Raw genomic sequence first — 25,283 nt, 5'->3', positions numbered from 1 at the left:
AAACGACTGAGAGAATGCGAAATTGCACCAATTTAAAAACTTCTGAAACCAATATTTTCTCCGTTTATGAGAGAATGCTCAGGTTCCAGGATCCGTTTTATGATGCCGCTCTGTAAGTCTCTGTGATGGAGAACGTGGGTATCACGAGTGTTGCTGAACAATTCCATTCATCTCATTGTGATGTTAGGCTTTCCAATCTTTATGGAATGTCACCATCAAATCAGCGTGACGAAGCCGCCGCTTGCGAACTCACCGCCAACCTGGAATCGGAGCATGCTCTCCTCTCGTTTGTTTTGGAAAATCTTTGGCACGTATGCCGCACTGACTCTCGTTGCGGCTCTCTCTTTCGTTGCGATTCAATCGAGCCGACAACGAGAAATCGTCATCGAACAGGCGCAGCAACGTTTACACGACTCGGCTGTCATCTTGCGAAGTCGCATGGCGGATTCTTTTGAAAAGGGACAAACTGCCGAGCTTCAACAAACTCTGGTGCAGCTTGGGAAACAGAATGGGACCCGATTGACACTGGTTACCGAAGACGGAACGGTCATCGGAGATTCCGCAGAGTCGCCGGAAGTAATGGATAATCACAACAATCGAGAAGAGTTGAGACTGGCCAGAACAAGTGGATTTGGGGTCTCTCAAAGGCAAAGTCCTACTCTAGATCTTCCGATGTTGAACTACGCGCTGCGGGTTGATCAAGGTGAGCAAGTCGTCGGTTTTGTGCGTGTTTCCATGACAGTGAAGGCGCTTAATGCGCAAGTTGATTCTGTGCAACGATTGATCTGGGTAACAGCAATGACGGTCAGCATCGTGGCTCTGGTGTTGACCTACTTCGTCGTCGGTCGGCTCATTCGGCCCTTAATCTTATTGACTCAATCGGCAGAAGCGATTGCCGACGGAGACCTTCGACAGCAAGTCGTCATTCCCAGTCGGGACGAGTTGGGAGCACTCGCAGGGGCATTTAATCTAATGAGCCAAAAGTTGTCGATGCAGATTGATGAGTTACATCAGAAGAGCGCCGAACTCGCCAAGAATAGCGAGCGATTGGAAACGGTTCTGGGAGGGATGGTTGAAGGAGTGATTGCTGTCGACGGCGATGAGCGTGTTCTTTTTGTTAATCAGGCTGCGAATTCGCTACTGGAAATCTCAACACCTGAAATTGTGGGGCGGCCGATCTGGGAGGCAGTACGAAATCCCGCAATCCAGAAGGTCGTGAAAAGTGCCTTGGAATCCAAAGGGCAGGAGAACATTGAGTTGGAAATTCCACGGTCCGAGGCCATTGTTTCATTGCTTGCCGCTCAACTACCGGGTGATCCCTGTCCCGGTGTCGTACTGGTCTTTCACGATGTCACGGATCTACGTCGTCTCGAAAACATTAGACAAGAGTTTGTCTCGAATGTCTCACATGAGTTGAAAACGCCATTGACGTCGATCCAAGCGTATGCCGAAACATTGTTATCAGGAGCGATCGACGACCCTGATCACAATCGCAAATTTCTGAAAGGCATTGAGGAACAGGCAACTCGGCTGCATGCCTTAATACTCGATTTGCTTCGAATCTCTCGCATTGAATCAGGGGCGGACACCTTTGAGGTCTCAACCGTTCCCCTCGTTGAAACCGTTGAATTGTGCATTCGCGAACATGCAGCAATCTGTAATACAAAATCGATTCAGCTATCGATGCAAACTCACACAGGCGAGATCTATGTCTTGGCTGACCCAGAAGGATTGCAGACGATTCTCAATAATTTGATTGATAATGCCATCAACTATACGCCCAGTGGCGGCCAAGTGAGTGTTGACTGGGCGGTGCAGAATTCGATGGTTTCGATCAAAGTGAAAGACACTGGAATTGGCATCCCCAAAGACCACCAGAAGCGGGTCTTTGAGCGATTCTATCGCGTTGACAAAGCACGCTCACGCGAAATGGGTGGGACCGGCTTAGGACTTTCTATTGTCAAACACCTGGCTCAGGAGTTTGGCGGTGAAGCCGAGGTGAACAGCGAACCGGGGCAGGGAAGTACGTTTACGGTCCGTTTGCCTCTAGCCCAGAATGAAAAGAAACTTGGTTTTCAAAAAATCCAAGCTGCGAACGACTGAGATTCAGCTCTTGTTTTTATAGAACTGATCCTGAAACTTGAGATTGCTCACTCACAAAGTGGAGAAGAGCGGCGATTCCAGAAGCTTTCGGACTGACTCTAAATTCTCTTTAAGAATACGTCGCCTCTCGAAATAGCCCCGAGCAAACTGCCCTAACAGACGGCAATCTTAACCATTTCTTAACAATTCGTCGCGCAGAAACTTCACATTCGGCATGTAGACTCTGCTTCAAATTGATGGAAAAGAAGTCCATTTGAAGACGGCACAGAGCAAACTCCATGTCAGGAATTGAAAATATGAAGAAGCATGCGTGCGTTGTGGGTGCAAGCATTATGATGCTTGCTTTTGTCACAGCGGGATGTACTGTCAAAGATGCAGCAGACAGCAGTGCACTTTCTGGAGATAATTCGAAACCAAGTATTTCAATAGACGGGTCCAGTACGGTCTATCCTATCGCTCAAGCGGTAGCTGAAGAGTATGAAAAGCAGTCTGAGACAACTGTTGTTGTTGGAACATCAGGCACTGGTCCAGGATTTAGCAAATTCATCGAAGGCGTCTCCGATATCACCAACGCTTCACGCCCGATTAAGCAGCAGGAAATCGATGCTTGCAAGGAGAAGGGGATTGAATACCTGGAACTAACCATTGCCATCGACGGGCTTTCTGTCGTCGTGAACCCGGAAAACACCTGGTGCGATTGCCTGAGTGTTGAACAACTCAAAAAGATCTGGTCCCCCGGCAGTCAGGTGAAGCTATGGAGTGATGTCGATCCGAGTTGGCCGCAGAGCGAAATGAAACTTTTTGGCCCCGACACTGACTCAGGAACTTTCGATTATTTCACAGAAGCGATCTGTGATGAAGGTAAAGCGAGCCGGTCTGATTACAGCCCCAGCGTCAATGACAACGTTCTTGTGCAGGGTGTTTCTGGAAGCAAATTCGCTTTGGGCTACTTTGGGTATGCATACTACTTGAAGAACAAAGACAAGCTCAAAGTTCTTGGAATTGCGGACAAGGGCGACGCTAACAATTGCATTAAGCCAAGTGATGAGTCAATTGAAAGTGGAAAGTATGTTCCACTTTCACGCCCGCTTTTCTTGTATGTCAATAAAGCCTCGTTGAAAAAGCCGGAAGTGGCAGAGTTTTTGAGGTACTGTCTTAAGGAAGGGCAAGGCCTCGTAGGAGAAGTCGGTTATGTCCGACTCAGCCAGGAGTTGCTCAGTGAAGAACGCAAAGAATTAGAAGATGCAATTGAATCAATGAGCGGAGATGCCGAAGTTGCCTCAGCGAAGTAATCATTTAAAAAGCATTAAGTCAGGAGGCAGCTTGTGCCGCTCGAAACCTTCATGAAAAGTTGTTCGGTCGATCAACCTCCGAGGTCTCTCACGCGACATCTAACGATTCAACGACTCAGAGAACAAGTGATTCAGTTCATCTTGTTTGCATGTGCTTTACTTTCGATTGTCACAACCGTTGGGATCATTTACATCCTCGTTGCAGAAAGTATCGTCGGAGTGGGCGGCAATACTGCCTACTTTGAGGAAGTCTCACCATGGGAATTCTTTACCGGCACGGAATGGACACCTCAATTTACAGACCCACAGTACGGCGTATTGCCGTTGTTGAGCGGTACGCTGTTGATTGCTGGAATCGCAGCAATGATCGGATTGCCGATCGGTTTGGCCAGCGCAATTTATCTCAGCGAATTTGCTTCGACTCGTACACGCAATTTCATTAAACCGATCTTGGAAATCCTGGCAGGGATTCCAACCGTCGTTTATGGATACTTCGCACTGGTCTTCGTGACACCCTATGTGTTACGTCCAATATTTCAGGACCTGTTGGGTTTTGAGGTTGATATCTTCAATGCTGCCAGTGCCGGTATTGTTGTGGGAATCATGATCATCCCGATGGTCTCCTCCCTCAGCGAAGACACGCTACGGGCTATCCCTCGTAGCCTGCGTGAAGCGGGGTATGCACTTGGATCGACGAAGTTTGACGTCTCAACGAAAATCGTTCTCCCAGCAGCGATCTCGGGGATTCTCTCTTCGTTCTTGTTAGCAATTTCTCGGGCAGTGGGAGAAACAATGGCTGTCACCATTGCCGCCGGCCAAGCTCCTAACTTGACCATGAATCCGTTTCGCAGTGTGCAAACGATGACCTCCTACATCGTGAATGTGAGTCTTGGGGACACGCCAGTAGGCAGTATGAGCTATAAAAGTCTTTACGCCATTGCTTTGACTCTTTTCTGCATGACGTTGACGATGAATTTTCTTTCCCACCTCATCATGCGACGTTTTCGTGAGGTGTATGAATGAGTCATCTCGACAATGTCCATGAATCAAATCTGGCTGCCCGGCATCGTCTGGGACGAATGTTTCGCATCGTGTGCATGCTTTCGACCTGGTTCGGAGTGGTTGTTCTTTCAGTGCTTTTGATTGGAGTTCTCTGGCAGGGAGCTGGCTGGCTGAATTGGAATTTCCTGCATAGTTTTGACTCTAGACACCCTGAACAAGCAGGGATTCTGGCAGGTTTGTGGGGCAGCCTGTGGTTGATTCTGTTCACCGTTTTGTTCTCAGTACCAATCGGAGTCGGAGCAGCGTTGTACCTCGAAGAATATGCTCCAAACAACGTTCTCACACGCTTGATTCAGGTCAATTTGTCAAATCTCGCAGGCGTCCCCTCGATTGTTTATGGAATCCTGGGGCTCACGGTCTTCGTACGAATGTTTGGTCTCTTTCAGGGACATTCGAAGGTCATCGAGATTCCATTGGCGATCGTCACATTACGAATCCCATTGCCACTGGGAAATTCCGTAATCTCAGCTGCGTTGACATTAAGCTTGTTGATTCTGCCAATGGTGATCGTCGCTTCTCAGGAAGCTTTGCGTGCCGTACCGTCATCAATTCGTACTGCCTCTTATGCGTTGGGAGCAACTCGCTGGCAAACATTACGCCATCAAGTCTTGTCAGCATCTTTGCCTGGGATTCTGACGGGAGTGATCCTTTCGATTTCTCGAGCCATCGGAGAAACCGCACCGCTGGTGATGATCGGAGCCCTGACCTATATCGCCCTTACTCCCGGCGATATCACAAGCCCGATGGATGTCGTTCATAACCCTCAAAGTATTGTAGACGCTCCGTTCGACAGATTTACAAGCCTGCCCATCCAGATTTTCAACTGGGTTTCCTTGCCGGAAACGGAATACCAACATGTGGCAGCTGCGGGAATTATCGTGCTGTTAGTCGTTTTGCTCGTGCTGAACGCAACTGCAATCATCATTCGCAACCGATTCCAAAAGCGGAATCGCTGGTGACCTGATTGATGCCTTCGCTAACCATCACAGAACATACAAAATTATGACCGCAACAAAATTCCACTCATTCTCCGAACTCGTGCAAGACCGCACAGAGTCCGAGCCTACTGTTCAACTCCCCGAAGCGCCGCCCGTAGCCCCGAAACTCGAAACACAGAATCTTTCGTTCTACTACGGTACGAATCAGGTTTTGTATGATGTCTCGATGAAAATCGCTCCGAAATCCGTGACGGCATTAATCGGCCCTTCCGGATGTGGGAAGAGTACATTCCTCCGTACTCTGAATCGAATGAACGATCTCATCGAAGGAACACATCACACTGGGACAGTGCTCTTGGAAAATATCGATCTGAATGCACCAGAGATCGATGTGGTTGCGTTGCGAAAACGGATCGGCATGGTTTTCCAGAAATCAACACCCTTTCCCAAGTCGATCTTTGACAATGTTGCGTTCGGCCCCAAAATCTCTGGGCTTCGAAACAAGAAAATATTAGCTGAGATTGTTGAATATTCGTTAAAACAATCGGCTCTGTGGGATGAAGTGAAAGATCGACTCAACGATTCCGCGTTGGCTCTCTCTGGGGGACAGCAGCAAAGATTATGTGTTGCTCGTACGCTCGCTACACAACCCGACGTCGTTCTGATGGACGAGCCAGCCTCGGCTCTCGACCCCGCCTCAACATCGCGGATCGAAGATCTCATTTTTGAGCTTAAAAAAGATTACACGATTGTCATCGTCACCCATAACATGCAACAGGCGGCCCGAATCAGCGACCAAACGGCGTTCTTCTACGAAGGCCATCTCATTGAAATGGGGCCGACACAAGAGCTGTTCACCAAGCCTCGAGAAAAACAGACCGAGAATTATATCACTGGTCGATTCGGTTAAGATAAGCTGACCTAAGGTCGAAACAATGCCCATCCATCTCACGCGTGATCTTGACTTGCTTCACCGGAATTTACTTTCCATGTGTACTCTTGTAGAAGAGATGATCCATCAGGCAGTCGATGAATTGGTCAAACCGAGACTTGAGTCCTCATTGAAGTTGAGGATTGAGGATGATGAAATTGATCGCTGGGATGTTCAGATCGAAGAAGAGTGCCTGAAAATTCTCGCTCTCCATCAGCCCGTCGCCATTGATTTGCGACGAATTACGACAGTCATGAAAATTGTCAGCGAATTAGAACGCGTCGCTGATTTAGGAGTCAACATTGCAGAAAGAGCCTCCGGGATGGTGCCCAGGCCAAATGAGTGTATCCTTGAGAAATTGAAGGCGATGGTGCACTTAGCTCTCGACATGCTCCATCGAAGTATTGATGCCTACGTGGAACTTGACAGTGAAAAAGCCCGAAGTGTCTGCCGCGATGATGACACCGTTGATGCATGGAATCAAGGAATTATAGAAGACCTCATTGCTGTGATGCAGGAAGCACCAGAGTTAATCAAGTCATCAATGCACCTGTTCTCCGCATCCCGACATGTGGAGAGGGTGGCTGACCACGCCACGAACATCGCTGAGGACGTGGTGTATCTCGTTGAAGGCGAAATCATTAGACACCGTTCAGAACTAACGCTCAGATAAAATGCCTAAGCAGACAATTCTAATCATCGAAGATGAGCAGGCCATTATTGACGTGCTCAGTTATAACCTCACCAAAGAGGGATTCGAAGTCATTACTGCGAATGATGGACAGAAAGGCGTGCAACTCGCCGAGTCCGTACTTCCTGACTTGGTGATTCTCGATCTAATGCTACCAGTGATTGACGGATTACAGGTTTGCCGAACTTTACGTGGACGTGCGAAAACACAGGATCTTCGCATCCTCATGTTGACAGCTCGCAGCGAAGAAGTCGATGAAATCGTGGGCTTCAACATGGGGGCTGATGATTATGTGAGCAAGCCGTTCAAGATCAAGCCGCTGGTTCACAGAATCAAAGCGCTATTGCGTCGTTCTCCTTCAAATCGACAAAGTAAAGAGACGATTTCTATTGAAGGAATCGAAGTTGATCGGCTGCATCATGTCGCCAAGCTCAATGAGAAAGAACTCCAGCTGACACCAACAGAATTCGATATTCTTTGGACACTTGCCAGACAACCGGGTCGTCCTTTTAGTCGACTTGAGCTCATGGATCGTTGTCGCGGAGAAGATGCCAATTCACTGGAAAGGACGATCGACGTTCACATTCGCTCGCTGCGAATCAAGCTGGGCGACCATTCAACATTTATCGACACCGTACGCGGGATCGGTTACCGCTTCCAGCTCAAGTGACCCTCGAAAACCAGAGACTTTTCCCTACCGTTTGCCTGTGAAGAATTCGATTCTCTCACAAAATTGCTGTTCACCACGAAGAGAAAATTAAGGGCCAGGATTGGGGCTGCCCCAGAGAGTTCCCATTCTCATCGCTGGCCTCTTTGTGGTTCCCTTCCACGAATCTTTGGTATCGTGTTGAAACTGCTACGCCTGTTCAGATTTCAGCCCGGAAAAATAGTCTTGCCAACTCTGGTGAGTGCGACCTGATGCAGTACGAAAATGGCTGTCGTTGTCGACAGCACCGTTGCGAATGCCCTGGTAGATTCCTGCGATTACGTTTCCTATAAACTCCCCAAGTTCTGCGATTCGCTCTTCGCGAAACTCTTCCACGGACATGTCGCGATACGTCAAGTGAGTACCAAAGGCGTCGTTCATGTAATCGGCCAATTGCTGCTGCGTGATCGCTTCTCCGTGTAGATTATAGGTTTGACCATCGTGTTTTGACTCCGTCAGCATGCGAGCGTAAGCATAGGCCAGTTCGGGACGAGTCGTGTATCCGCACTTCCCATCCCCCGCACAGTTCGCAATCTCGCCACGTTCTTTGTACTTCTCTATGTACTCAATGTCAGGCTCGATATAGATACCGTTCCTTCCGATACTCCACAAGAGGCCACTGTTGCGAATGTCTTCTTCTGTTTGGCGATTACTCTGAACGATCGGGGAGAATGCGGTCTTCTCTGCCGCACCTTGGACACTGGTGTAAACGATCTTGCTCACTCCCGCTTTCTTTGCTGCTTCGATCACATTGCGGTGCTGAGTGATCCGTTTCTCCGGCGCATCCATCCCGGAAACGAGGAGGAGCGTATCGATACCCTGGAGCGACGATTCCAGTTCACTCGGAGAGTCATAGTTGCCTGGCCGGATTTCGACCTCCAGCGAGTCCGCTTTCCCGGGCGTTCGAGCTAGACCGATCACTGAGTGCTTATCGACGATTTCGCACGTGGCTTTCACGATTTCAGATCCAAGCTGACCACTGGCTGCCGTCACTGCAATTCGCGCCATCGAAATTCTCACTGTTTGGTACTGATCAGAAAATGGCATATTCCGTCATTGAACACAGTGCAGTCAACCTCGCCAGTTCCATCTGACTTGTACTCTTCACCTCTGACCTAAGTCTTTCTGCTGACGCGATCGAATTCCTCGAACATGTGCCTGCTTTTATGATGTTCGCTGGCTTGGGCGGACAGAAACTGCACAAGCTTTGTAAGCGGGCTGCTTAGAGTAAGGGTCGAAGACTGAATCGGTCAGCTTATTTGTTTCCTCGTAGTGCATCGGGATGAAGACTTGTTGTAGCGAGACGCTGTGGGTCAAGAAGGCCATTGCGGTCATCGAGCCACGTTGAGAGACCACTTCGACCAGATCGTTCTCTTGAATTCCGAGACGACGAGCATCGGTGGGTGAGATTTCGACAAAGGGATCGTTCGGGTACAGCTTTCGAAGAACCGCTGACTTGCTGGTGCGAGTTTGCGTGTGCCATTGCGATGCAGAACCACGTCCGGTGAGGAGAGTAAATGGGTAGCTGTCGGACGTTGGTTCCGAGAGCGGTCTGGGGGCTTCAAAAATAAACTTGGCTCGCTGATCAGCGTGGTAATAATTTCCATCAGTGAAGAGACGACGCTCAGTAGCAGGAAGCTGCTTTCCAGCAGTGTTGTCATCGTCGCATTGTTCTGAACAGGGCCACTGAATGCCCCCCGCTTCATCGAGCATTTCGTAGTTGTCGATCCCTGTGATGTCGCACGGAGTTCCTCGTGAAATTTCCTTCAAGGAGTGAAAGACTTCCTCGGGCGATGCCCATCGATCGAACAGGTCGCCACAGTTCGAGGTCTTATCTTTGGTCCAATACTTGGTAATCAACCTGAAGATATTGAAGTCCGAGAGGGCTTGTCCGGGGGCATGTCTTACTTTTTTGACTCGACCAATCCTGCGTTCGGAGTTAATAAAAGTCCCTTCTTTTTCAGCCCAGCCAGCTGCAGGCAAAACTAAATCGGCTAACTGAGCGGTCTCGGTTGAGTGATAAATATCTTGCACAACCAGAAAGTCGAGTCGGCTGAGAATGTCGCGAGCCTGGTTTTGATTGATCCAGGAATGAGCTGTGTTCGTGCAGGCAATCCAGAGTGCTTTAATCTTGCCTTTGAGGATTCCCTCCATGATTTCGTGATATGCCCATGAATTTTCATTCGGAATATTCGACTCATTGATTTTGAGGATGTCCGCAACTTTTGTGCGATCTTCAGGATTTGTGAAGTCGTGACCTCCGAGAAGTCCGGTTGTGTTGCTGAAGAGCCGGCTTCCCATCGCATTGCATTGTCCGGTGATCGAATTTGCTCCGGTGCCGGGCTTGCCGATATTCCCAGTCATGAGCGCGAGATTGATGATCGCCTGCGCGGTGCGGACTCCCTGGTGCGACTGGTTGACTCCCATTGTCCACCAGAAGGAAACTCGTTTGCCGCTGTGAATTGTCTTTGCGAATCGATGAATCTGTTCCACTGCGATGCCGGTTTCTGCGGCAACGTGATCGATTTCAAACTGCTGAACAAAATCCTTGAATGATTCGAAGTCACTTGTGTGCTCGTCGATGTATTCGTGATCAATCCAGTCGTTGTCGATTAGAATTTTTGCGATGCCATATAGCAGCGATAAATCGGATTTCGGAGCGACTTGTAAGTGCTGCGTCGCATTCATTGCCGTTTCAGTTTGTCGCGGGTCGATCACGATGATTTCGGGATCGTGAGGATTCCGCATCACACGTTCCCAGAGGATCGGGTGAGCGAGACACAGGTTACTTCCAATGAAAACCAGCACATCCGACTCTTCGAAATCGGCATATGTATATGGAGGAGCATCAAAGCCAAATGCTTGCTTGTATGCCACCACTGCAGTCGCCATACATTGCCGGGTGTTCCCATCTCCGTGAAGCATACCCATCTCGAATTTGGTCAGCGCTCCGAGGTACGCCATTTCTTCGGTGGCCATTTGCCCTGTGCTGATGAAGGCAGCCGATTCAGGACCGTGCTGGCTTTGAACAGACTTCATTCTGGTGACGAACTCTTCCATCGCCCGGTGCCAGTCGACTGGCTGAAGCTTTCCATTCGAACCACGCAAGAGCGGAGTGGTTGCCCGATCAGGAGCGTCGAGAACTGTTAGTGCTTCCCATCCTTTTGGACAAGCCATCCCTCGATTGACCGGATACTCGCCTGAAGGAGAGAGGTTGATGGCGTCCCCATCTTTCAGGTGAATTTTCAATCCGCATCCAGTCGAGCAGTAGCCACAAACCATATTCGTCGTGGCATCAGGAAGTTGAGAACTTGGAAGTTGTCCGAGTCCAAATTCACTGGGTGTGCGAAGTAACTCTCGCGTCAATGGGCCTGATTTGGCATGTAACAATTCCTGCAACGTACTGAAACTCAAGTCTTTCATCGACGCGGACCTCCTGGCATTCGTGGAGCGGAGACCGCTGCGAAGAACTGATAACGTTCCGCTAATTCACCTCCCAGACAAGCCAGGAAGACAAAGAAGACCATAATCATGGCTGGCACATCATTTGAGAAGGCCTCGTTCTCGCGTGCCAACAGAAACAGCGGCATCACGATACCTCCCAGAACTCCAGCTGCCACTCGAAAGAACGAACTGTTGGAGAGTGGCCCAACAAGCAGCAACGCAGAGCGTTTAAGTGGTGAAGTTCGATGATTCAACAGGTGGACCAATAAGGAAAGTTCGTAAGCAAGCTTCACTGACGTCACTACGATCAACGCTAGCGACAATGGTCTCACAATTGATTCAAACAACTGGTTCCCAATCTGATCCCGTTCTGTTCCTGCAGAAATCAGCAGGACGAGCAGGGTGGTTGCAATCCCCAAAATCAAAGCTGTGAAAGTAAACTTCGTAGTGGTTTGTCGAAAGCTCCAAAACTCCCGCTTCGTAAAGACGTAGATCATAATTGAGCACAACAGCCCCAATGCTCCGGTCGCCACAATCACCCACCCCAATGTGACCATCCACGCAACTGGTAGCAGGTTGAACCAGACTGATGAAGCATAAATCGTTGCAGCGCCAGCGAAGAGTCCGAAGGCGACGATTTCTCTCGAAAGCCAGGAATGTGTCAGCCCCAGAATGGCACGAAATGCAAACTGTGGTCGTCCCAGATGCAGGGTACTGGCCCCTAATGCAAGCAAGCCTAACCCAAGGGCTAAAGCTGAATGGACGGGACGAAACGCATCGAGTAGCTCTTCAGACAAGTAAGATTCCAACAGCATGCCGATGGTAAATGTCCCCACGGAAAGCTGCGTCAACACAAGCATGATAATCAGCGGCCAGTGTGGATGTTGCGGATTGACAGAATAGTAATCTGCCGGAAGCATATTGCGGGGGTAAATCCGTTTCGTTTTGAAGTTTGTCGTCGGGTAAGTTAAGTGAGGTTCTGGCGCACCTGGCAGAAACGGATCGGCCTCTGCGTTCTCACGAACTTCGTTGACTTCCACAAGTTTGATGGCAATCGCTTCGTGAGGACAAGCTTGCACACAGGCAGGGGCCTCACCAACCGAGAGGCGGTCAGTGCACATATCGCACTTGCGAACAATCCCTTTGCTCGGATGATATTTCGGGACATCATATGGGCAGGCCAACGTGCAATACTGGCATCCAAAACATTGATCATCGAGATGACGCACAATGCCGGTGGTTTCATCTTTCTCATATGCATTGACCGGGCAAGCAATCATACAGGCCGGCTCCAGACAATGATGGCAGGCTGTGGTGACATGCTGCATCACCGGATTGGATCGCGTCCCTCCTACTAGCAATCCGACATCACGCCAGGTCTCTTCTTCGTCCAATCCGTTCAAAGAATGACAAGCAACTACGCAAGATTTACATCCGGAACAACTGTCGAGGTCAACTTCAAACGCGTACTGCTGTCCTGGTTGTGGGGGTGTTGCAGGGAGCAGTTTTGAATAATGTTGCGATTCTGTCTGACAGGTCGAATGAGCTTGCGAGAACTCTTCGACGGCAGTGAGCTCATGTTGCTCATGCAGCAACTCTGCCAAGAATCGATCAGCAAATTCTCGTTGCGATGCTGATTCTTCAACAGGTTGTTGTTTTGGCTTGTGCAGCGTTTCCATAGGTTCGCTCAAACCGTCACAGCTTTTGGGGATTGATGAAACTGCTCGGTGTGAATATGAGAGTCGTCAACTCCTTGACTCACAAGCTGGGCTCGCAGTGCATCCATAAACTCATTCGGCCCACACAGAAAGTACCGCGAGCCTTTGAGATCACTCACACGCTCCTGCACATATTTCATGTCGAGACGCCCCACCGCACCCTGCCAGCTCTCTTCAGGTTGAGATAGCGTTACAAAGTAGCGGAACCAGTCTGCTTGTTCCTGAAGTTGCAGGCATTCTTGATGGAAAATGATATCTGCTGCTGTTCGTGCCCCGAATAAAAACGTGACCGGATGGCTCAAGTTGGAATCCCGAATCAATCGGGAGATCGACATCATGGGGGTGATACCGCTGCCAGCTGAGATCAGCACTAATGGCTGTGAGTGCTTGTCGGGATCGAAGAAATAAGCTCCTTGTGCTCCTTTCAAGCGAAGCTCGCCGCCCGGTTGAAGAGAAGCAAACATTTCCTGAGTCAGTCGTCCTGTTGGATTGAGCTTGATTGTTAGGTCAATCGCCTCTGGCTTTGAAGGTGACGAACTGATCGTGAAGCTTCGCCACACATCCTCTCCATCGATTTTCTGGCAAACCTTTGCAAACTTGCCGGGGAAGTCAAACGGGATCTTTCCTTCCGAATTGTCGAGCCGGAAAGTTTTGACATCTGGGGTTTCCTGGATAATCTCTTTGATGCGGAGCGTTGCCTCGACCGGGCGAACTGGTTTCTTCGAGGCCCCGGATGTCCCCGCTCGTGCAGCTGCCAGAATGTCAGCAGTTGAGTTTGCTTGAGGTGCTAGCTCGGATGCAGAACCCTCTACTGAAGGGAGAATGTAAACTCGCTCATCTTCAATTAGAGAGCCATAGGTTGTAACGGTATGCCCGACAGGCTCAAGGCTACACCCGGAACAGACATTGAACGTCCAGTCATGCCAGGGACAACTGACGACACCATCTTTGAATTCTCCATCTGCCAGCGACGCTCCTTCGTGAGGGCAAGCAGAGTCAATACAGCGAATTCCGTCCTCATGCCGAAAGAGTGCATACTCACGACCTTGCACCTGAACCGTGAGTCCATTTTTCCCAGGGATGTCTTCCAACTTGGCAGCGAAAACAAAACCATCATCTCGCACAGTCGGTTGTTCAGAGTCTTTTGAGTCTGGTTGATCCGGCGAATCGCCTTCATTTTCGATACGTGCGAACAGACGTCGCAGTCCCGCGCAACTTGGGCAAAAAACGGGAGGGTCTTCACCTTGGTGTTCGTGTTCACATCCTTCGCAAATCCAGGTGGGTACTACGTAATCATCATCTCCCACTTTGGCAGCTTCGGCAGCCTGTAAACGTTCTCGCCAGAAGCTACTGAAAGTTTGCCCCGGCTTGTGCCTTAAATAATATTCATCGGTTACTTCCTCAATCACGTTTGGAAGCTGATCCACATCAATGCCGAGTCGATACGGCAGCCCCATGTGGACCTGTCCCGCTAGTCCACCGCCGAGGAAGAGATCAAAACCTTCTTTCGTGCCGACCAATCGACGTACGCGAACTCCTTTCAGGCCAATGTCAGCCGTGAAATGTTGTGCGCAACTCGATGGACAACCGCTCATGTGAATTCGAATGCCGTGCAACTTGAGAGCACGTTTGCGTAGCTTCTCAATCAGTTGGAACATATGCCCTTTGGTTTCCGTCACGGCGATATTGCAGAATTGACTGCCTGTGCAGGCCATCGTGTTCAGCTCGAACTCATCCGCATGAACACTTAAACCGAGAGCCGCTGCATCCGTGGCTGCCGCTCCGCGAAAGCCGTTGGGGATGTTGATGACCGCGATCCCTTGCTCCTGTGTCGTGCGAAGCTGACCATCTCCCCACTTCTTGCTGAGGAGCGAAAGACCTTCCAGCTGCTTCCATGTCATTCTCCCCAGTGGAACGGAAAGCCCCATCGTCCAGAGTTTAGGATTGCTCTGCCGAATCCAACCTACAAATTCTTCAGGAACAGCTGTCGGGATCGGTTCGCTGATCGACGGTTGCATTCGGAAAGGAAGTTTTTCTTCCAGCCAATCAATGACACCGGCGATGCCAATCTCTTCAATCAGAAATCGTAATCGGGCTTTGTTACGTTTTTCTCGGGTTCCTTTTTCTCGAAAGAGCTGGATGATCGCTTCCGTCAGCGGAACAACTTGATCGGGATACAAGAAGACAGGCAGATGCCAGGCCAGTCGCGGGTTTTGTCCTTGAGTGCCTCCCAGCAAGACCTGAAATCCAGCTTCCCCTTCATCATCGCGCGCCGCCATAAAACTCAAGTCTTGAGTCCAGTAATGTGCTGGATGATCTTCAGTTCCGCTGAAACAGATATTCAATTTTCGCGGCAAGTCGGAGTAGTCACGACTGTCGATATAAATTTCATCGACATCTTTACACAGTTGTCGGGTGTCGATAATTTCTTCTGAAAGCAGGCCGCTAAATGGATGCCCGAAGACATTGCGGATGTTGTCATGCCCCGTCTGTTTCGAGTTCAGGCCGACACGCTCTAAACGCTTTTTCACATCAGGAAGGTGTGAAATTTCCAAACCCTGAATTTGCAGGTTTGCTCGAGTGGTCACATCGACAATCCCATGCCCATACTCGTATGCAATGAGTGCGATTTCTCGCGCCTGTGCAGCGGTGAGTTCGTTGGCGGTCACACGAATCCGGTTCATATATCGTCCCGGTTTGTCCCGTTTCCGATAAAAGAACCCGTGCCATTTCATCCGTTCGAGATCGGTGGTTTCCACCTCGCTCATTTTTGACTGAGCGTCGGCGTAACGTTCGACATCGGACCAGACATCAAGCGGGTGTTTGTCTGCTTTCCAGACTTCAATTGGATTAGCCATGAGCGCGACTTGTTTAGACTAGGTACGTTTCGGATTGATCCTGAAACCGGAGTTCCTTTCTCAATCACAGAGAAAGGACATAATCCACAAGATTCCGGAATGGTTCAAAAAGAAGACTGCCGAGCACCAAAGGGCCTGATGGTCATTGGTGAACTCTGAATTCAACTGCTTATGCGGGTTCCAGCCCCAAGGCTTCCTCTGCTTCTCTGCTCGCATCAAACTCTGTTGCAGGACTGAACGTGACTGCAAAGCTGAGGAACGAAGTCAATGTGACCAAAGCCCCCATGATGAACAGGGCAGTTGGCCAAGTGATCGCTTCCGACTTGAACAAGAAACCGGCTGCCACAGCTCCGACATTTCCTCCAGCACCCACAATGCCTGCTACCGACCCCAATGCACGTTTGTTGATGAAAGGGACAACTGAAAAAGTTGCTCCTTCAGACATTTGGACAAACAAACTGAAGACCAACAAACTGGGTATCGCGAGGATCAGGACATTCATTTGCGAGAACAGCATCAGGGCCAGACCTTCGCAGAACAGGACAACGAAAAGCCACTTCACCCGACCTGAAAGCCCCCATTTCTGGCCGAACTTGTCGCCGAAGGCTCCGCCTAAAGTACGGGCAAATAGATTCATCAAGCCGAACAGGCTCGCAATCAAACCGACTGCTCCAATGGCTTTCGTTGAGTCCATTTCCTGAAAGTAGGCGAAGTAATCGATGAAATAGAGTGCTGCAACATTGTTGATCGTCAACTCGATTCCGAAGCAGGCTCCATAGATCAAGAACAATGCCCATACTCGATAATCTTTACAGGCCTCCAGAAACGTACCACTCACAGCTGCTTTTGATTCCATCTTGCCAGCAGCACGCAACTCTTTGAAGTTCCCATTCGGGGTGTCTTGCGTCAGAAAGAAGTAGGCGACTCCAGTCAAAGCACAAACAGCACCAGCAACCATCATCGATGCTCTCCAGCCCAGTGATTCGCTGAAACCGAAGAGAGTGACAAACATTCCGAAAATCAACGGCATGACAAGTTGAGTCACCCCGCCACCCATGTTTCCCCATCCAGCGGAGGTTGCATTCGCTGTCCCCACACAGTTGGGAGCGAACATGATCGAAGTGTGATATTGAGTGATGACAAACGACGCACCAATCACACCGATCAACACTCGAAAGATTAAGAAGCTGGTGAAATTGTCTGCAAAACCAATCGCCATAACTGGAATAGAACCGATGATCAACAACCAGGTATAAGCGATGCGAGGACCGACTCGATCACACCACCAACCGACAAACAAACGTGCCAGCACAGTGATCGACACTGACCCGATGATGCACCAACCGACCTGGCTTTTCGTCAAGTCCATCTCGGCGCGAACCACCTTCATCAGAGGTGCAATTCCGAACCACGCAAAGAAGCAAAGAAAGAACGCGAACCACGACATATGGAACGCCCGCATTTGCGGCGACCAGATATCAAACAGCTGAATTTTTGTTGCTTTATTTGAACTTGTCATGGGCCTGCTGGATCTTATTTGAATAGAAGAACACGTTCAGTCTCATAATTTCGAGTGATTCGTTACGCGAAAAAAACTTTATGCGGACACCAGAAACACTAAGGTGGTCCAGTCGCACGACCATACGCGCAGACCGCGAGCGCAGTTGGTATGAAAGGTCTTTTTGAGGGGCTTGATTGAGCGTCAGGAATTCAACACTTGGAAACAAGCAGTGCTCAACGAATCAGCTTTAGAGCAAATGCAACAGCTGTGCCTATTCTTTTGAGATTCATGAATCTGGCACTCTGTCGCAGAGCAGCAACCGGGTGATTTTCTAATTAGATTTTCGAACGAGTGCTGAGGCTCCGCCTCGTGTCACGCAACATTTCCCCCAAGCACTTTCATGTTGAGAAATTTCGCAAAGAGCGTTTTTCATGTGGGAATTCACACTTTATTTGCGTGGCAGTGCGCATTCCCATTTCCCAAACAGCTGTGCGGAAACGCGTACGATTCAAGCACGAGACAGAGCGATCGGTGCGAGCCAGAAGTGGAAATTCGACTACTCAAACATTCTGGGAAATTTGTCTTGAAAACTTGAATTACGTCATCGCATCAGGATTCTCTGCTCAGTATTTTGAAGCAGTGTTGCCCGTTTTTTCAGCAGGTAATCAACCTCCATGCGCACTTGCTTCAGACGAGACGAATCTTGAGTTCCAGACTTCGACCATCAAGCGAAACATACCACCCAGAATGCAACTGATACAGATCGATCAAGCGAGTAGGGGAGAGCGGTGTCTGAAGAAGAGGGGCTCCACAAGTCAAAGAGCATGTTATCAACGAGCGTCCGCATGGTATCTGAACGACCAATCCCAGCTATAATGAGTGAAACCATGCCAAGTCATTTATGGAGTCGATGATGAATCTGAAACTGATTGCCATTTTTTCGCTGCTGGCATTAATTCCAAGCACTGCCTGCTTTGCTCAAAAACTCATAAAGGATATCCCGTACATTGAGAACGGTCATGAGCGTCACGTCCTCGATATCTATACACCGGAAGAGTCCACCGAATCTCCACTCCCTGTGATGTTCTGGATTCATGGAGGTGGCTGGCAGACCGGAGACAAGAGCAGAGTGGGGCTCAAACCGAAGGTGTTAGTCGACCGTGGGTTCATCTTCGTCTCCACGAATCATCGCTTGCTCGCGGAAGTGAAAATGGACGAACTGATCCGTGACGTCGCCAAATCGCTGGCTTGGGTGAATAAGAACATCGCAAAATACGGTGGCGACCCGAATCAAATTTACGTTGGAGGCCACTCGTCCGGGGCCCAGCTCGCAGCTCTGACCTGCATCGACAATCGATATCTGGAAGAGGAAGGGGTTTCCCTGAATGTACTGAAAGGGTGTATCCCAGTTGATGGCGATACTTACGACATTCCCAAAATTATCATGACCGCTGAATTTCGGCAAATGCTCTACGGTGGGAAGATGTTCACGTTCGGACATCGCCAAAAGTTCGGCAACGACCCTGAAAAGCATGTCGACTTCTCAGCAGTGACGCATGTTGCCAAAGGGAAAAGCATCCCTCCGTTTCTCATCTTATACTTCTCCGGGAACCCAGAAACACGGGCGCAGGCAAACCGCTTAAGAGAAGTTCTGAAAGCCTCCGACATCCCCGTTTGGATTTATGGTAAACGAGACTCTAATCACAGCGACCTGAATAACGATTTGGGGATGCCTGAAGATCCAGCGACGCAGGAACTTTTCAAGTTTCTGGACAAGCAGACGAAGAAACCCTGATCACACCGCAAACTTGATTCAACTTTGAACCTCTGCCGGTATCATTTCCCAGGTAGAACACTCCGAATTATACTGGCGGGGTGAAAAGTCTTGTAGGAGTTGAAGAGGGTTCCTGAAACATGGGCATTTCGAAACACCCACTCAACTCTGGTTTCCCGTTCTGAAATTCAGGAATCTTTTTCGAGATCTGATTCCATCCCGATCGTTCGACGATACAATATGCGATGTTGCAACTGGATCGTTGCAAACGCTCAAGGCGAGAGCAGTCACTCATGGGGATTTGCAGCAGCTAACAGTGTGTGATAATTGGGCTCGATCACAGGAGTCGCTTTTCCAGGAATGAATACATTCGATCATTCATGAATGGCTCCCTGCCTCTCACCTTGTTATTGGATTCCCTCAGCGCGAATGAGCCAGTTCAGTTTTCGCATTTCTTCTCAACCCGATGACGCCACCTGTGGGCCGACTTGCCTGCAAGCCGTCTATCGACATTATCGGGACAACATCTCTCTGGATGACGTGATCCAACAGACTGGTGGTCTGGAAGAGGGGGGCACATTAGGAGTCTTTCTGGGCTGCCATGCCTTGCAGCGCGGCTATCGCGCCCGGATCTACACTTACAATCTTCAGGTCTTTGACCCCACCTGGTTCGACAAAAAGAAAGTCGATCTGAAGGAACGACTCTCCGCTCAGATCGAAGCTAAAGATTTACCCAAATTGCAAGCAGCTTCCCGTTCCTACATCAACTTTCTAGATCTGGGTGGGGAAATTCGGATGGAGGTCCTGAATGTTGAATTGATTCGCAGGTATCTAAAACGCAACATCCCAATCCTTACCGGATTGAGTGCGACATTCCTGTACGGCGAAGCCCGGGAGATTCAACTTGCAGAATCGGTTAACGGGATCAGTAGTGTGATTGATGATATTCGAGGTTTTCCGGCAGGCCACTTCGTTGTTCTCTGTGGTTACGACTCTCAACGGCGGACGGTCCTTGTCGCTGATCCGCTCGACCCAAATCCTATTGCCCGAGATCACCAGTACGCTGTTGACATTGATCGCGTCTTCTCAGCCATCATGCTGGGAATTGTGACATACGATGCCAACCTGCTCGTCATTCGGCCAAACAATCATAAAAGTGAGTTCACGAATGCCGACACTGATCGTGAGTGACTCCACAAAAGACTGGGAGCTTGAAATTCCCGAAGTCGAAAAGGTGGAAGCTTGGCGCTATCTCACCGATCCCGAATTCGCTAATCGAAGGAATGTGCGTCTGTACAATTTATGTCGCTCGATGAAGTACCAGAGCACTGGCTACTATGTTTCACTGCTAGCAGAGGCGCGAGGGCATAAACCACTTCCAGGAGTGATTGCTCTGCAAGACCTGAAGTCGCCTGCCATGCTCCGGTTTGTCGGAGACGAACTCGACGAGTTAATTCAAAAATCATTGGAACCGCTCCTTTCCGACCAGTTTGAATTAAGCGTTTACTTTGGCTGCAATATGGCGAAGCGTTATGAACGACTCGCCCGCCACCTGTTCAATATGGTTCCGGTCCCGTTACTGCGATTTCGCTTTGTAAAAAACAAGACCTGGCAGATACGAAGTGTGAAAGCGTTGGGAACGAATGATCTCACCGAAGGTCACCACGAATTTGTGACCGAAGCTGCTTTGAAACATTTCACAAAATCTTTCCGGTCACGCCCTAAGACAAAGCGATTGCGGTTCGATCTGGCGATTCTGCACGATCCCAACGAAGGAGCCAATTCTCCTTCCAACGAGGGCGCGCTGAAGAAATTTGTCAAAGCTGCTGAGTCGGTCGGCCTGTCGGCAGATTTGATTACTAAAGATGATTCAGGCAGCTTACTGGAGTACGACGGTCTGTTCATCCGTCAAACAACTGCGGTCAACCATTTCACATATCGACTTGCCCGGCGGGCTGCCAGTGAAGGACTGGTCGTGATTGATGATCCCGTTTCCATCGCGCGGTGCACAAACAAAGTGTATCTCGCGGAGTTGATGACGTACCACAAAATCCCCACTCCCCAAACCTTGGTCGTGCACCGTGACAATATGCACGAAATTGGTCCCACGCTCGGATTTCCGTGTGTGTTAAAGAAGCCAGATAGCGCCTTCTCTCAGGGGGTCGTCAAGGTGAAAAACCAGAAGGAACTCGAAGAGCGACTGGCTGAGTTTCTCACGGAGTCCGAATTAATTGTTGCCCAACAATTTTTGCCAACGACCTTTGATTGGCGAATTGGCGTGCTCGATCAGCGTGCCATCTTTGCGTGTCAATACTACATGGCGCCTGGACACTGGCAAATCATTCAGCAGGAGAAAGATGGACGCGGTCGGTACGGGAAGTCGAAAACCATTCCCGTCGAACTGGCGCCTCGCAAGGCAGTACAAATGGCAATCAAGGCTGCCAACTTGATCGGAGATGGTCTGTACGGTGTCGACGTGAAAGAATCGGACGGAAAGTTCACTTTAATCGAAGTGAACGACAACCCAAACATCGATTCCGGCTGTGAAGACGAAATCCTGCGAGACGAACTCTATCGCAAAATAATGGAGTCGTTCCTGAAACGGATTGAGCAAAAGAAGTCCGCGATTCACTGAGTCGCTTCATACGTCCAATTCCTTCTTTCCCTGCCGGTCACCCACTTTTAGGTTTCTGATTTTCACATGGTCAATTCAACTCCTTATCACCTATTCGATGTTGTCGGAATTGAGCTGGAGTACATGATCGTCGACGCCAGCACCCTCGACGTACGACCGATCTCGCATCGTCTGTTAAAGGATGCACGGAACGAACCAGTCTCCGAAATTGAGCATGGGCGTACAGCGTGGTCAAATGAGTTAACGCACCACGTCATCGAACTTAAGACGAACGGCCCACGAGCCAGTTTGGCTGGTCTGGCGGAAGATTTTCAGTTGCAAATCCAGGTCATCAACAAGCAACTCGCAGAGGACGGAGCACGACTTCTGCCGACAGCCATGCACCCTTGGATGAACCCTGACCACGAAATGCAGCTATGGCCTTACGATTACAGTCCAGTCTACGAGGCGTTCCACAAAGTCTTCGATTGTCGCGGACATGGCTGGGCGAATCTGCAAAGCATGCACATCAATCTCCCCTTCTGCGGAGATGAAGAATTTGCTCGTCTCCATGCAGCCATTCGTTTGGTCTTGCCCATTCTTCCGGGGCTCGCAGCCAGTTCTCCATGGGTTGAAGGGCATTTTTCAGGCGTCTTGGATAAGCGTCTGGATGTCTATGCGAACAATTCTCGTAAGATTCCTTCTGTTGCTGGAAGAGTGATTCCTGAAGCAGTCTTTTCGAGGCAAGATTACGAACAACAAATTTTTCAACCGATGTTTGCTGAAATTGCTCCATTCGATCCAAATAAACTCCTTCAGGATGAATTTCTCAATTCACGTGGGGCCATCGCCCGCTTTGAGAGGGGAGCCATTGAGATCCGCGTGATCGATGTGCAGGAATGTCCCTTGGCCGATGTTGCTATCGCGGCGCTGACCATTGCCGTCGTAAAGAAATTGGTTGCAGAAGACTGGTCTCCACTGCTCGCCCAGAAGGGGATGGATGTGGAAACCTTACGAAGTCTCTTTGATGCCACGATTCAGACCGCCGAGCAAACAGTCTTGAGCCATACAGATTATCTGGATCTGTTCGGGATTCAACACCCAACAATCACGGTTGGGGAACTCTGGAGAACGCTGTTCGATCAAGTCAAGGAAGAGATCCGAACAGTCACTCCTGAACTCATTTCTCCAATCGAATTCATTCTGAACCACGGAAGCTTAGCCCGCAGGATGACTTCCATTCATGGCGAGAATTTAAGTCGAAATGAATTACACGCGATCTATGAACTCCTGGCGAACTGTCTCGAAGAGGGGCGATTGCTTGGAGCCAAAGAATGACCCTCGAACAGACTTCGCTTTCCAGGCAGTTTCTGCTGACTTGTGAACATGGCGGCAACGAGATTCCATCACATTATCAGCCACTCTTTCACGCAGCGGGTGAGGTTCTACAAACTCATCAAGGCTGGGATATCGGAGCCCTGAATCTTGCCCGAGAACTTCAGCAGACCCTGCAGACTCCTCTTATCTTCTCTACGACCAGCCGTCTGCTGATCGACCTCAATCGAAGCCTGAGCAATCCAGAGTTGCTCTCATCATACTCAAGAGCCTTGAGTGAAGAAGAGCGAAACAGGCTCATCGCCAGTGAATATACCCCCTTCCGCGATCAGGTGTTACAGCATATCCAGAGTGTTCCGGGGTCGGTGCAAATCGTTCATGTCTCTGTCCACAGTTTCACGCCGGTGCTCAACGGAGTGATTCGCGACACCGATGTCGGCATTCTTTTTGATCCATGCAGACCGATCGAATCTCAGCTAAGTCGTCAATGGGTGCAGGAAATTCAGAGTAAACTTCCCGGTTTTCAGATTCATTTGAACCGACCGTATCTAGGAACGGATGACGGATTCACGACCACGCTGAGGTCTCGGTTTCCGGAAATGCGTTACGTCGGCATCGAACTAGAAGTGAATCAAAAGTACTTAGTCAACCCTGACTTCGCCAGCAAGATTGCTAATGTAGTTTGCTCTACCGTGGCCCGGTTAAAGAAAGCGATTCTGTAAAAAAAACTGTTCAACACAAGACAGCAATTGAATCTAAACTTGAAAGAGGCTCCAAACAGTTTGTCCAGACGGCACACAGGTTTCTGAACCGTACCGGATAAACAGTGACAGCGACTCATGGCGAGATTGTCAAATCTAGAACCAGTCCGAAAACCTCTGGAATAGCCGCTTGTCTCAACGTTTGAGAGAGCAATATCAGAATTCAGGACCAGTTCTAAACAGTTTGGTGGAGCAAAAAACTGACTGAGCGGACTTCTTGGGTTACGGCGACAGTCACGACAACATCTACTTGAAAAGAGATCGACCTCGACGGATTATCCGAGCGTCTCTTTGATCGAAGGCAATTCCTTGTTGGCTGTCACGACGGTTATTACAATTTGGAAATTGATAGGCTCAAAAAAATTGTGCCTCCTCTCGCTGAGACTTGAAGCTCCAATTTCACCCTAAGGGTCAGTCGATGATAGTACTCCTTCGTCTCTGCGTACTTCTACTTGCAACTTCGCCCGCTTTCGTCGCTGCACAACAGCCGATTACCCTGAACGACGTTGAAGTCGGCCTACCGAAGATCACTGTCGACGAACCTTTCGCTGCTGAGTTTTCTGCAAAGAAGGCAGCGGAGTACCTTGACCGTTCCGCTCTGAATTGGCTGAAGACGAAGAAGTGTGCCACATGCCACACCAACTTGTTTTACATGGCAGCACGTCCAGCATTAACAAAAATCCAACCTGATTCCGGCGAAGTTCGCAGCTTCTACGAGGATTACCGAAAAGTTCGGTGGGCGAAAAAAGCCCCTAACGAGTCACAAGGGTTCTGGCCAATTGTTGTCGGGACTGGGCTGACTCTGAACGATGTTCAAACAACCGGAAAACTCAGCGATGTCTCTCGCGATGTCCTCGACATCATGTGGACAGTTCAAAGAGAAGATGGTGGCTGGAGATGGCCTCATTGCGATTACGCGCCGATAGAAATTGACGATCATTATGGAGTCACCCTTGCTGCACTTACTGTCGGACTTGCCCCTGACGGCTATGCAGAAACTCCGCAGGCTCGCGCGGGGCTCGAAAAGCTTCGCATGTATTTCAAGAACAATCCGCCGAAGTCGTTACATCATCGTGCCATGCTTGCATGGTGTTCGGTGAGGGTCGACGGCATCGTTACCGAAGAGCAACGTCAGCAAACGCTGTCGGAACTGCTCGCCTTGCAACTTGACGATGGAGGCTGGTCGACCGCCGGCTTCCTGACTGACTGGAAGGGGCTCGTCCCGGAGGGTGGCAGCTCACTTCACACCAAGACAAGCGATGGATATGGAACTGGATTTGTCATCGTCGTCGCACGCGAACTTGGCGTCGCTTCGGATGATCCCAGACTGCAGCGGGGAATCAAATGGATTCTCAAGAATCAGCGAGAGAGCGGCAAGTGGTTCACTCGCTCGCCAGTCCACGATTGCGGAAACCTGATTTCAAATGCCGGGAGTGCCTACTCCATCCTCGCACTTCAGGCATGTGGTGAGTTAGAAGGTTGGCCGTTTGCCTCAATCAAACCTGCCAGCAGCAAAGCGAACAAACAGTGATGAACTCGAACGTTAACTCAATGG

General features: G+C 49.7%; 18 protein-coding genes. 13 read left to right on the top strand and 5 right to left on the bottom strand.

Annotated elements, in window-relative coordinates:
- The first annotated feature begins 147 nt into the window (after positions 1–147).
- From Mal48_RS09995 to Mal48_RS09965, 7 genes are all read left to right on the top strand, one after another.
- A complete protein-coding gene (locus Mal48_RS09995; protein ID WP_145198545.1) occupies positions 148–2,103 on the top strand; it encodes a sensor histidine kinase in 1,956 nt (651 codons plus the stop codon).
- Between the two features lie 278 nt (positions 2,104–2,381).
- Positions 2,382–3,395, top strand: coding sequence for a PstS family phosphate ABC transporter substrate-binding protein (locus tag Mal48_RS09990; RefSeq protein WP_145198543.1), 1,014 nt, complete (start codon positions 2,382–2,384; stop codon positions 3,393–3,395).
- Positions 3,396–3,446: 51 nt separating this feature from the next.
- Positions 3,447–4,418 carry a phosphate ABC transporter permease subunit PstC gene (gene pstC / locus Mal48_RS09985; protein ID WP_145205981.1) on the top strand — a complete coding sequence of 324 codons (972 nt, stop codon included), beginning with the start codon at positions 3,447–3,449 and terminating at the stop codon, positions 4,416–4,418.
- Positions 4,415–5,416, top strand: coding sequence for a PstA family ABC transporter permease (locus Mal48_RS09980; RefSeq protein WP_145198541.1), 1,002 nt, complete (start codon positions 4,415–4,417; stop codon positions 5,414–5,416). Before pstC ends, Mal48_RS09980 begins: the two co-directional genes overlap by 4 nt.
- Positions 5,417–5,621: 205 nt before the next feature.
- Entirely contained in the window at positions 5,622–6,305 is a 684-nt protein-coding gene (pstB, locus tag Mal48_RS09975; RefSeq protein ID WP_391601810.1) for a phosphate ABC transporter ATP-binding protein PstB, read from the top strand.
- A gap of 25 nt (positions 6,306–6,330) precedes the next feature.
- Positions 6,331–6,999, top strand: coding sequence for a phosphate signaling complex protein PhoU (phoU, locus tag Mal48_RS09970; protein ID WP_145198537.1), 669 nt, complete (start codon positions 6,331–6,333; stop codon positions 6,997–6,999).
- A gap of 1 nt (position 7,000) precedes the next feature.
- Entirely contained in the window at positions 7,001–7,687 is a 687-nt protein-coding gene (locus Mal48_RS09965) for a response regulator (protein ID WP_145198535.1), read from the top strand.
- 186 nt (positions 7,688–7,873) lie between these two features.
- Here Mal48_RS09965 and Mal48_RS09960 read toward each other — a convergent pair whose 3' ends face one another.
- From Mal48_RS09960 to Mal48_RS09940, 5 genes are all read right to left on the bottom strand, one after another.
- On the bottom strand, positions 7,874–8,731 hold the full coding sequence (locus tag Mal48_RS09960) for an SDR family oxidoreductase (RefSeq protein ID WP_145198533.1): 858 nt from the start codon (positions 8,729–8,731) through the stop codon (positions 7,874–7,876).
- Positions 8,732–8,887: 156 nt separating this feature from the next.
- A complete protein-coding gene (locus Mal48_RS09955) occupies positions 8,888–11,146 on the bottom strand; it encodes a molybdopterin oxidoreductase family protein (protein WP_145198531.1) in 2,259 nt (752 codons plus the stop codon).
- Positions 11,143–12,846 (bottom strand): DmsC/YnfH family molybdoenzyme membrane anchor subunit, encoded by a 1,704-nt coding sequence (locus Mal48_RS09950; protein ID WP_145198529.1) that lies wholly within the window; start codon positions 12,844–12,846, stop codon positions 11,143–11,145. The genes Mal48_RS09955 and Mal48_RS09950 overlap by 4 nt, the downstream gene beginning before the upstream one ends.
- Positions 12,847–12,854: 8 nt before the next feature.
- Positions 12,855–15,743 (bottom strand): Rieske 2Fe-2S domain-containing protein, encoded by a 2,889-nt coding sequence (locus Mal48_RS09945; protein ID WP_145198527.1) that lies wholly within the window; start codon positions 15,741–15,743, stop codon positions 12,855–12,857.
- Positions 15,744–15,912: 169 nt separating this feature from the next.
- Entirely contained in the window at positions 15,913–17,262 is a 1,350-nt protein-coding gene (locus Mal48_RS09940; protein ID WP_145198525.1) for an MFS transporter, read from the bottom strand.
- An 892-nt stretch (positions 17,263–18,154) separates the two neighbouring features.
- Here Mal48_RS09940 and Mal48_RS09935 point away from each other — a divergent pair.
- The 6 genes from Mal48_RS09935 to Mal48_RS09910 all read left to right on the top strand — a co-directional run bounded on the left by Mal48_RS09935 (position 18,155) and on the right by Mal48_RS09910 (position 25,259).
- Positions 18,155–19,039, top strand: a complete 885-nt coding sequence (locus Mal48_RS09935; protein ID WP_197442218.1) for an alpha/beta hydrolase — start codon at positions 18,155–18,157, stop codon at positions 19,037–19,039.
- 408 nt (positions 19,040–19,447) lie between these two features.
- Positions 19,448–20,209, top strand: a complete 762-nt coding sequence (locus Mal48_RS09930; protein WP_145198523.1) for a C39 family peptidase — start codon at positions 19,448–19,450, stop codon at positions 20,207–20,209.
- On the top strand, positions 20,187–21,653 hold the full coding sequence (locus tag Mal48_RS09925; protein ID WP_145198521.1) for a RimK family protein: 1,467 nt from the start codon (positions 20,187–20,189) through the stop codon (positions 21,651–21,653). The genes Mal48_RS09930 and Mal48_RS09925 overlap by 23 nt, the downstream gene beginning before the upstream one ends.
- Positions 21,654–21,719: 66 nt before the next feature.
- On the top strand, positions 21,720–22,970 hold the full coding sequence (locus Mal48_RS09920; RefSeq protein ID WP_145198519.1) for a carboxylate-amine ligase: 1,251 nt from the start codon (positions 21,720–21,722) through the stop codon (positions 22,968–22,970).
- The gene (locus tag Mal48_RS09915; protein ID WP_145198517.1) at positions 22,967–23,689 is read left to right on the top strand and encodes an N-formylglutamate amidohydrolase; all 723 of its coding nucleotides are present in this window, start codon (positions 22,967–22,969) and stop codon (positions 23,687–23,689) included. The genes Mal48_RS09920 and Mal48_RS09915 overlap by 4 nt, the downstream gene beginning before the upstream one ends.
- 457 nt (positions 23,690–24,146) lie before the next feature.
- Entirely contained in the window at positions 24,147–25,259 is a 1,113-nt protein-coding gene (locus Mal48_RS09910) for a prenyltransferase/squalene oxidase repeat-containing protein (protein WP_145198515.1), read from the top strand.
- The last annotated feature ends 24 nt before the right edge of the window (positions 25,260–25,283 follow it).

It is taken from the genome of Thalassoglobus polymorphus (assembly GCF_007744255.1).
Taxonomy (GTDB): Bacteria; Planctomycetota; Planctomycetia; order Planctomycetales; family Planctomycetaceae; genus Thalassoglobus; species Thalassoglobus polymorphus.
Note: the sequence above shows the minus strand (reverse complement) of the source record. Positions and strands in the feature narration are given on the sequence as shown.

Bases quoted from the DNA above. Each gene is read 5' to 3' on its own strand.
- Mal48_RS09990 (WP_145198543.1), top strand. From the start codon at position 2,382: ATGTCAGGAATTGAAAATATGAAGAAGCATGCGTGCGTTGTGGGTGCA.
- pstC (WP_145205981.1), top strand. From the start codon at position 3,447: ATGAAAAGTTGTTCGGTCGATCAACCTCCGAGGTCTCTCACGCGACAT.
- Mal48_RS09980 (WP_145198541.1), top strand. From the start codon at position 4,415: ATGAGTCATCTCGACAATGTCCATGAATCAAATCTGGCTGCCCGGCAT.
- pstB (WP_391601810.1), top strand. From the start codon at position 5,622: ATGAAAATCGCTCCGAAATCCGTGACGGCATTAATCGGCCCTTCCGGA.
- phoU (WP_145198537.1), top strand. From the start codon at position 6,331: ATGCCCATCCATCTCACGCGTGATCTTGACTTGCTTCACCGGAATTTA.
- Mal48_RS09965 (WP_145198535.1), top strand. From the start codon at position 7,001: ATGCCTAAGCAGACAATTCTAATCATCGAAGATGAGCAGGCCATTATT.
- Mal48_RS09960 (WP_145198533.1), bottom strand. From the start codon at position 8,731: ATGGCGCGAATTGCAGTGACGGCAGCCAGTGGTCAGCTTGGATCTGAA.
- Mal48_RS09955 (WP_145198531.1), bottom strand. From the start codon at position 11,146: ATGAAAGACTTGAGTTTCAGTACGTTGCAGGAATTGTTACATGCCAAA.
- Mal48_RS09950 (WP_145198529.1), bottom strand. From the start codon at position 12,846: ATGGAAACGCTGCACAAGCCAAAACAACAACCTGTTGAAGAATCAGCA.
- Mal48_RS09945 (WP_145198527.1), bottom strand. From the start codon at position 15,743: ATGGCTAATCCAATTGAAGTCTGGAAAGCAGACAAACACCCGCTTGAT.
- Mal48_RS09940 (WP_145198525.1), bottom strand. From the start codon at position 17,262: ATGACAAGTTCAAATAAAGCAACAAAAATTCAGCTGTTTGATATCTGG.
- Mal48_RS09935 (WP_197442218.1), top strand. From the start codon at position 18,155: ATGATGAATCTGAAACTGATTGCCATTTTTTCGCTGCTGGCATTAATT.
- Mal48_RS09930 (WP_145198523.1), top strand. From the start codon at position 19,448: ATGAGCCAGTTCAGTTTTCGCATTTCTTCTCAACCCGATGACGCCACC.
- Mal48_RS09925 (WP_145198521.1), top strand. From the start codon at position 20,187: ATGCCGACACTGATCGTGAGTGACTCCACAAAAGACTGGGAGCTTGAA.
- Mal48_RS09920 (WP_145198519.1), top strand. From the start codon at position 21,720: ATGGTCAATTCAACTCCTTATCACCTATTCGATGTTGTCGGAATTGAG.
- Mal48_RS09915 (WP_145198517.1), top strand. From the start codon at position 22,967: ATGACCCTCGAACAGACTTCGCTTTCCAGGCAGTTTCTGCTGACTTGT.
- Mal48_RS09910 (WP_145198515.1), top strand. From the start codon at position 24,147: ATGATAGTACTCCTTCGTCTCTGCGTACTTCTACTTGCAACTTCGCCC.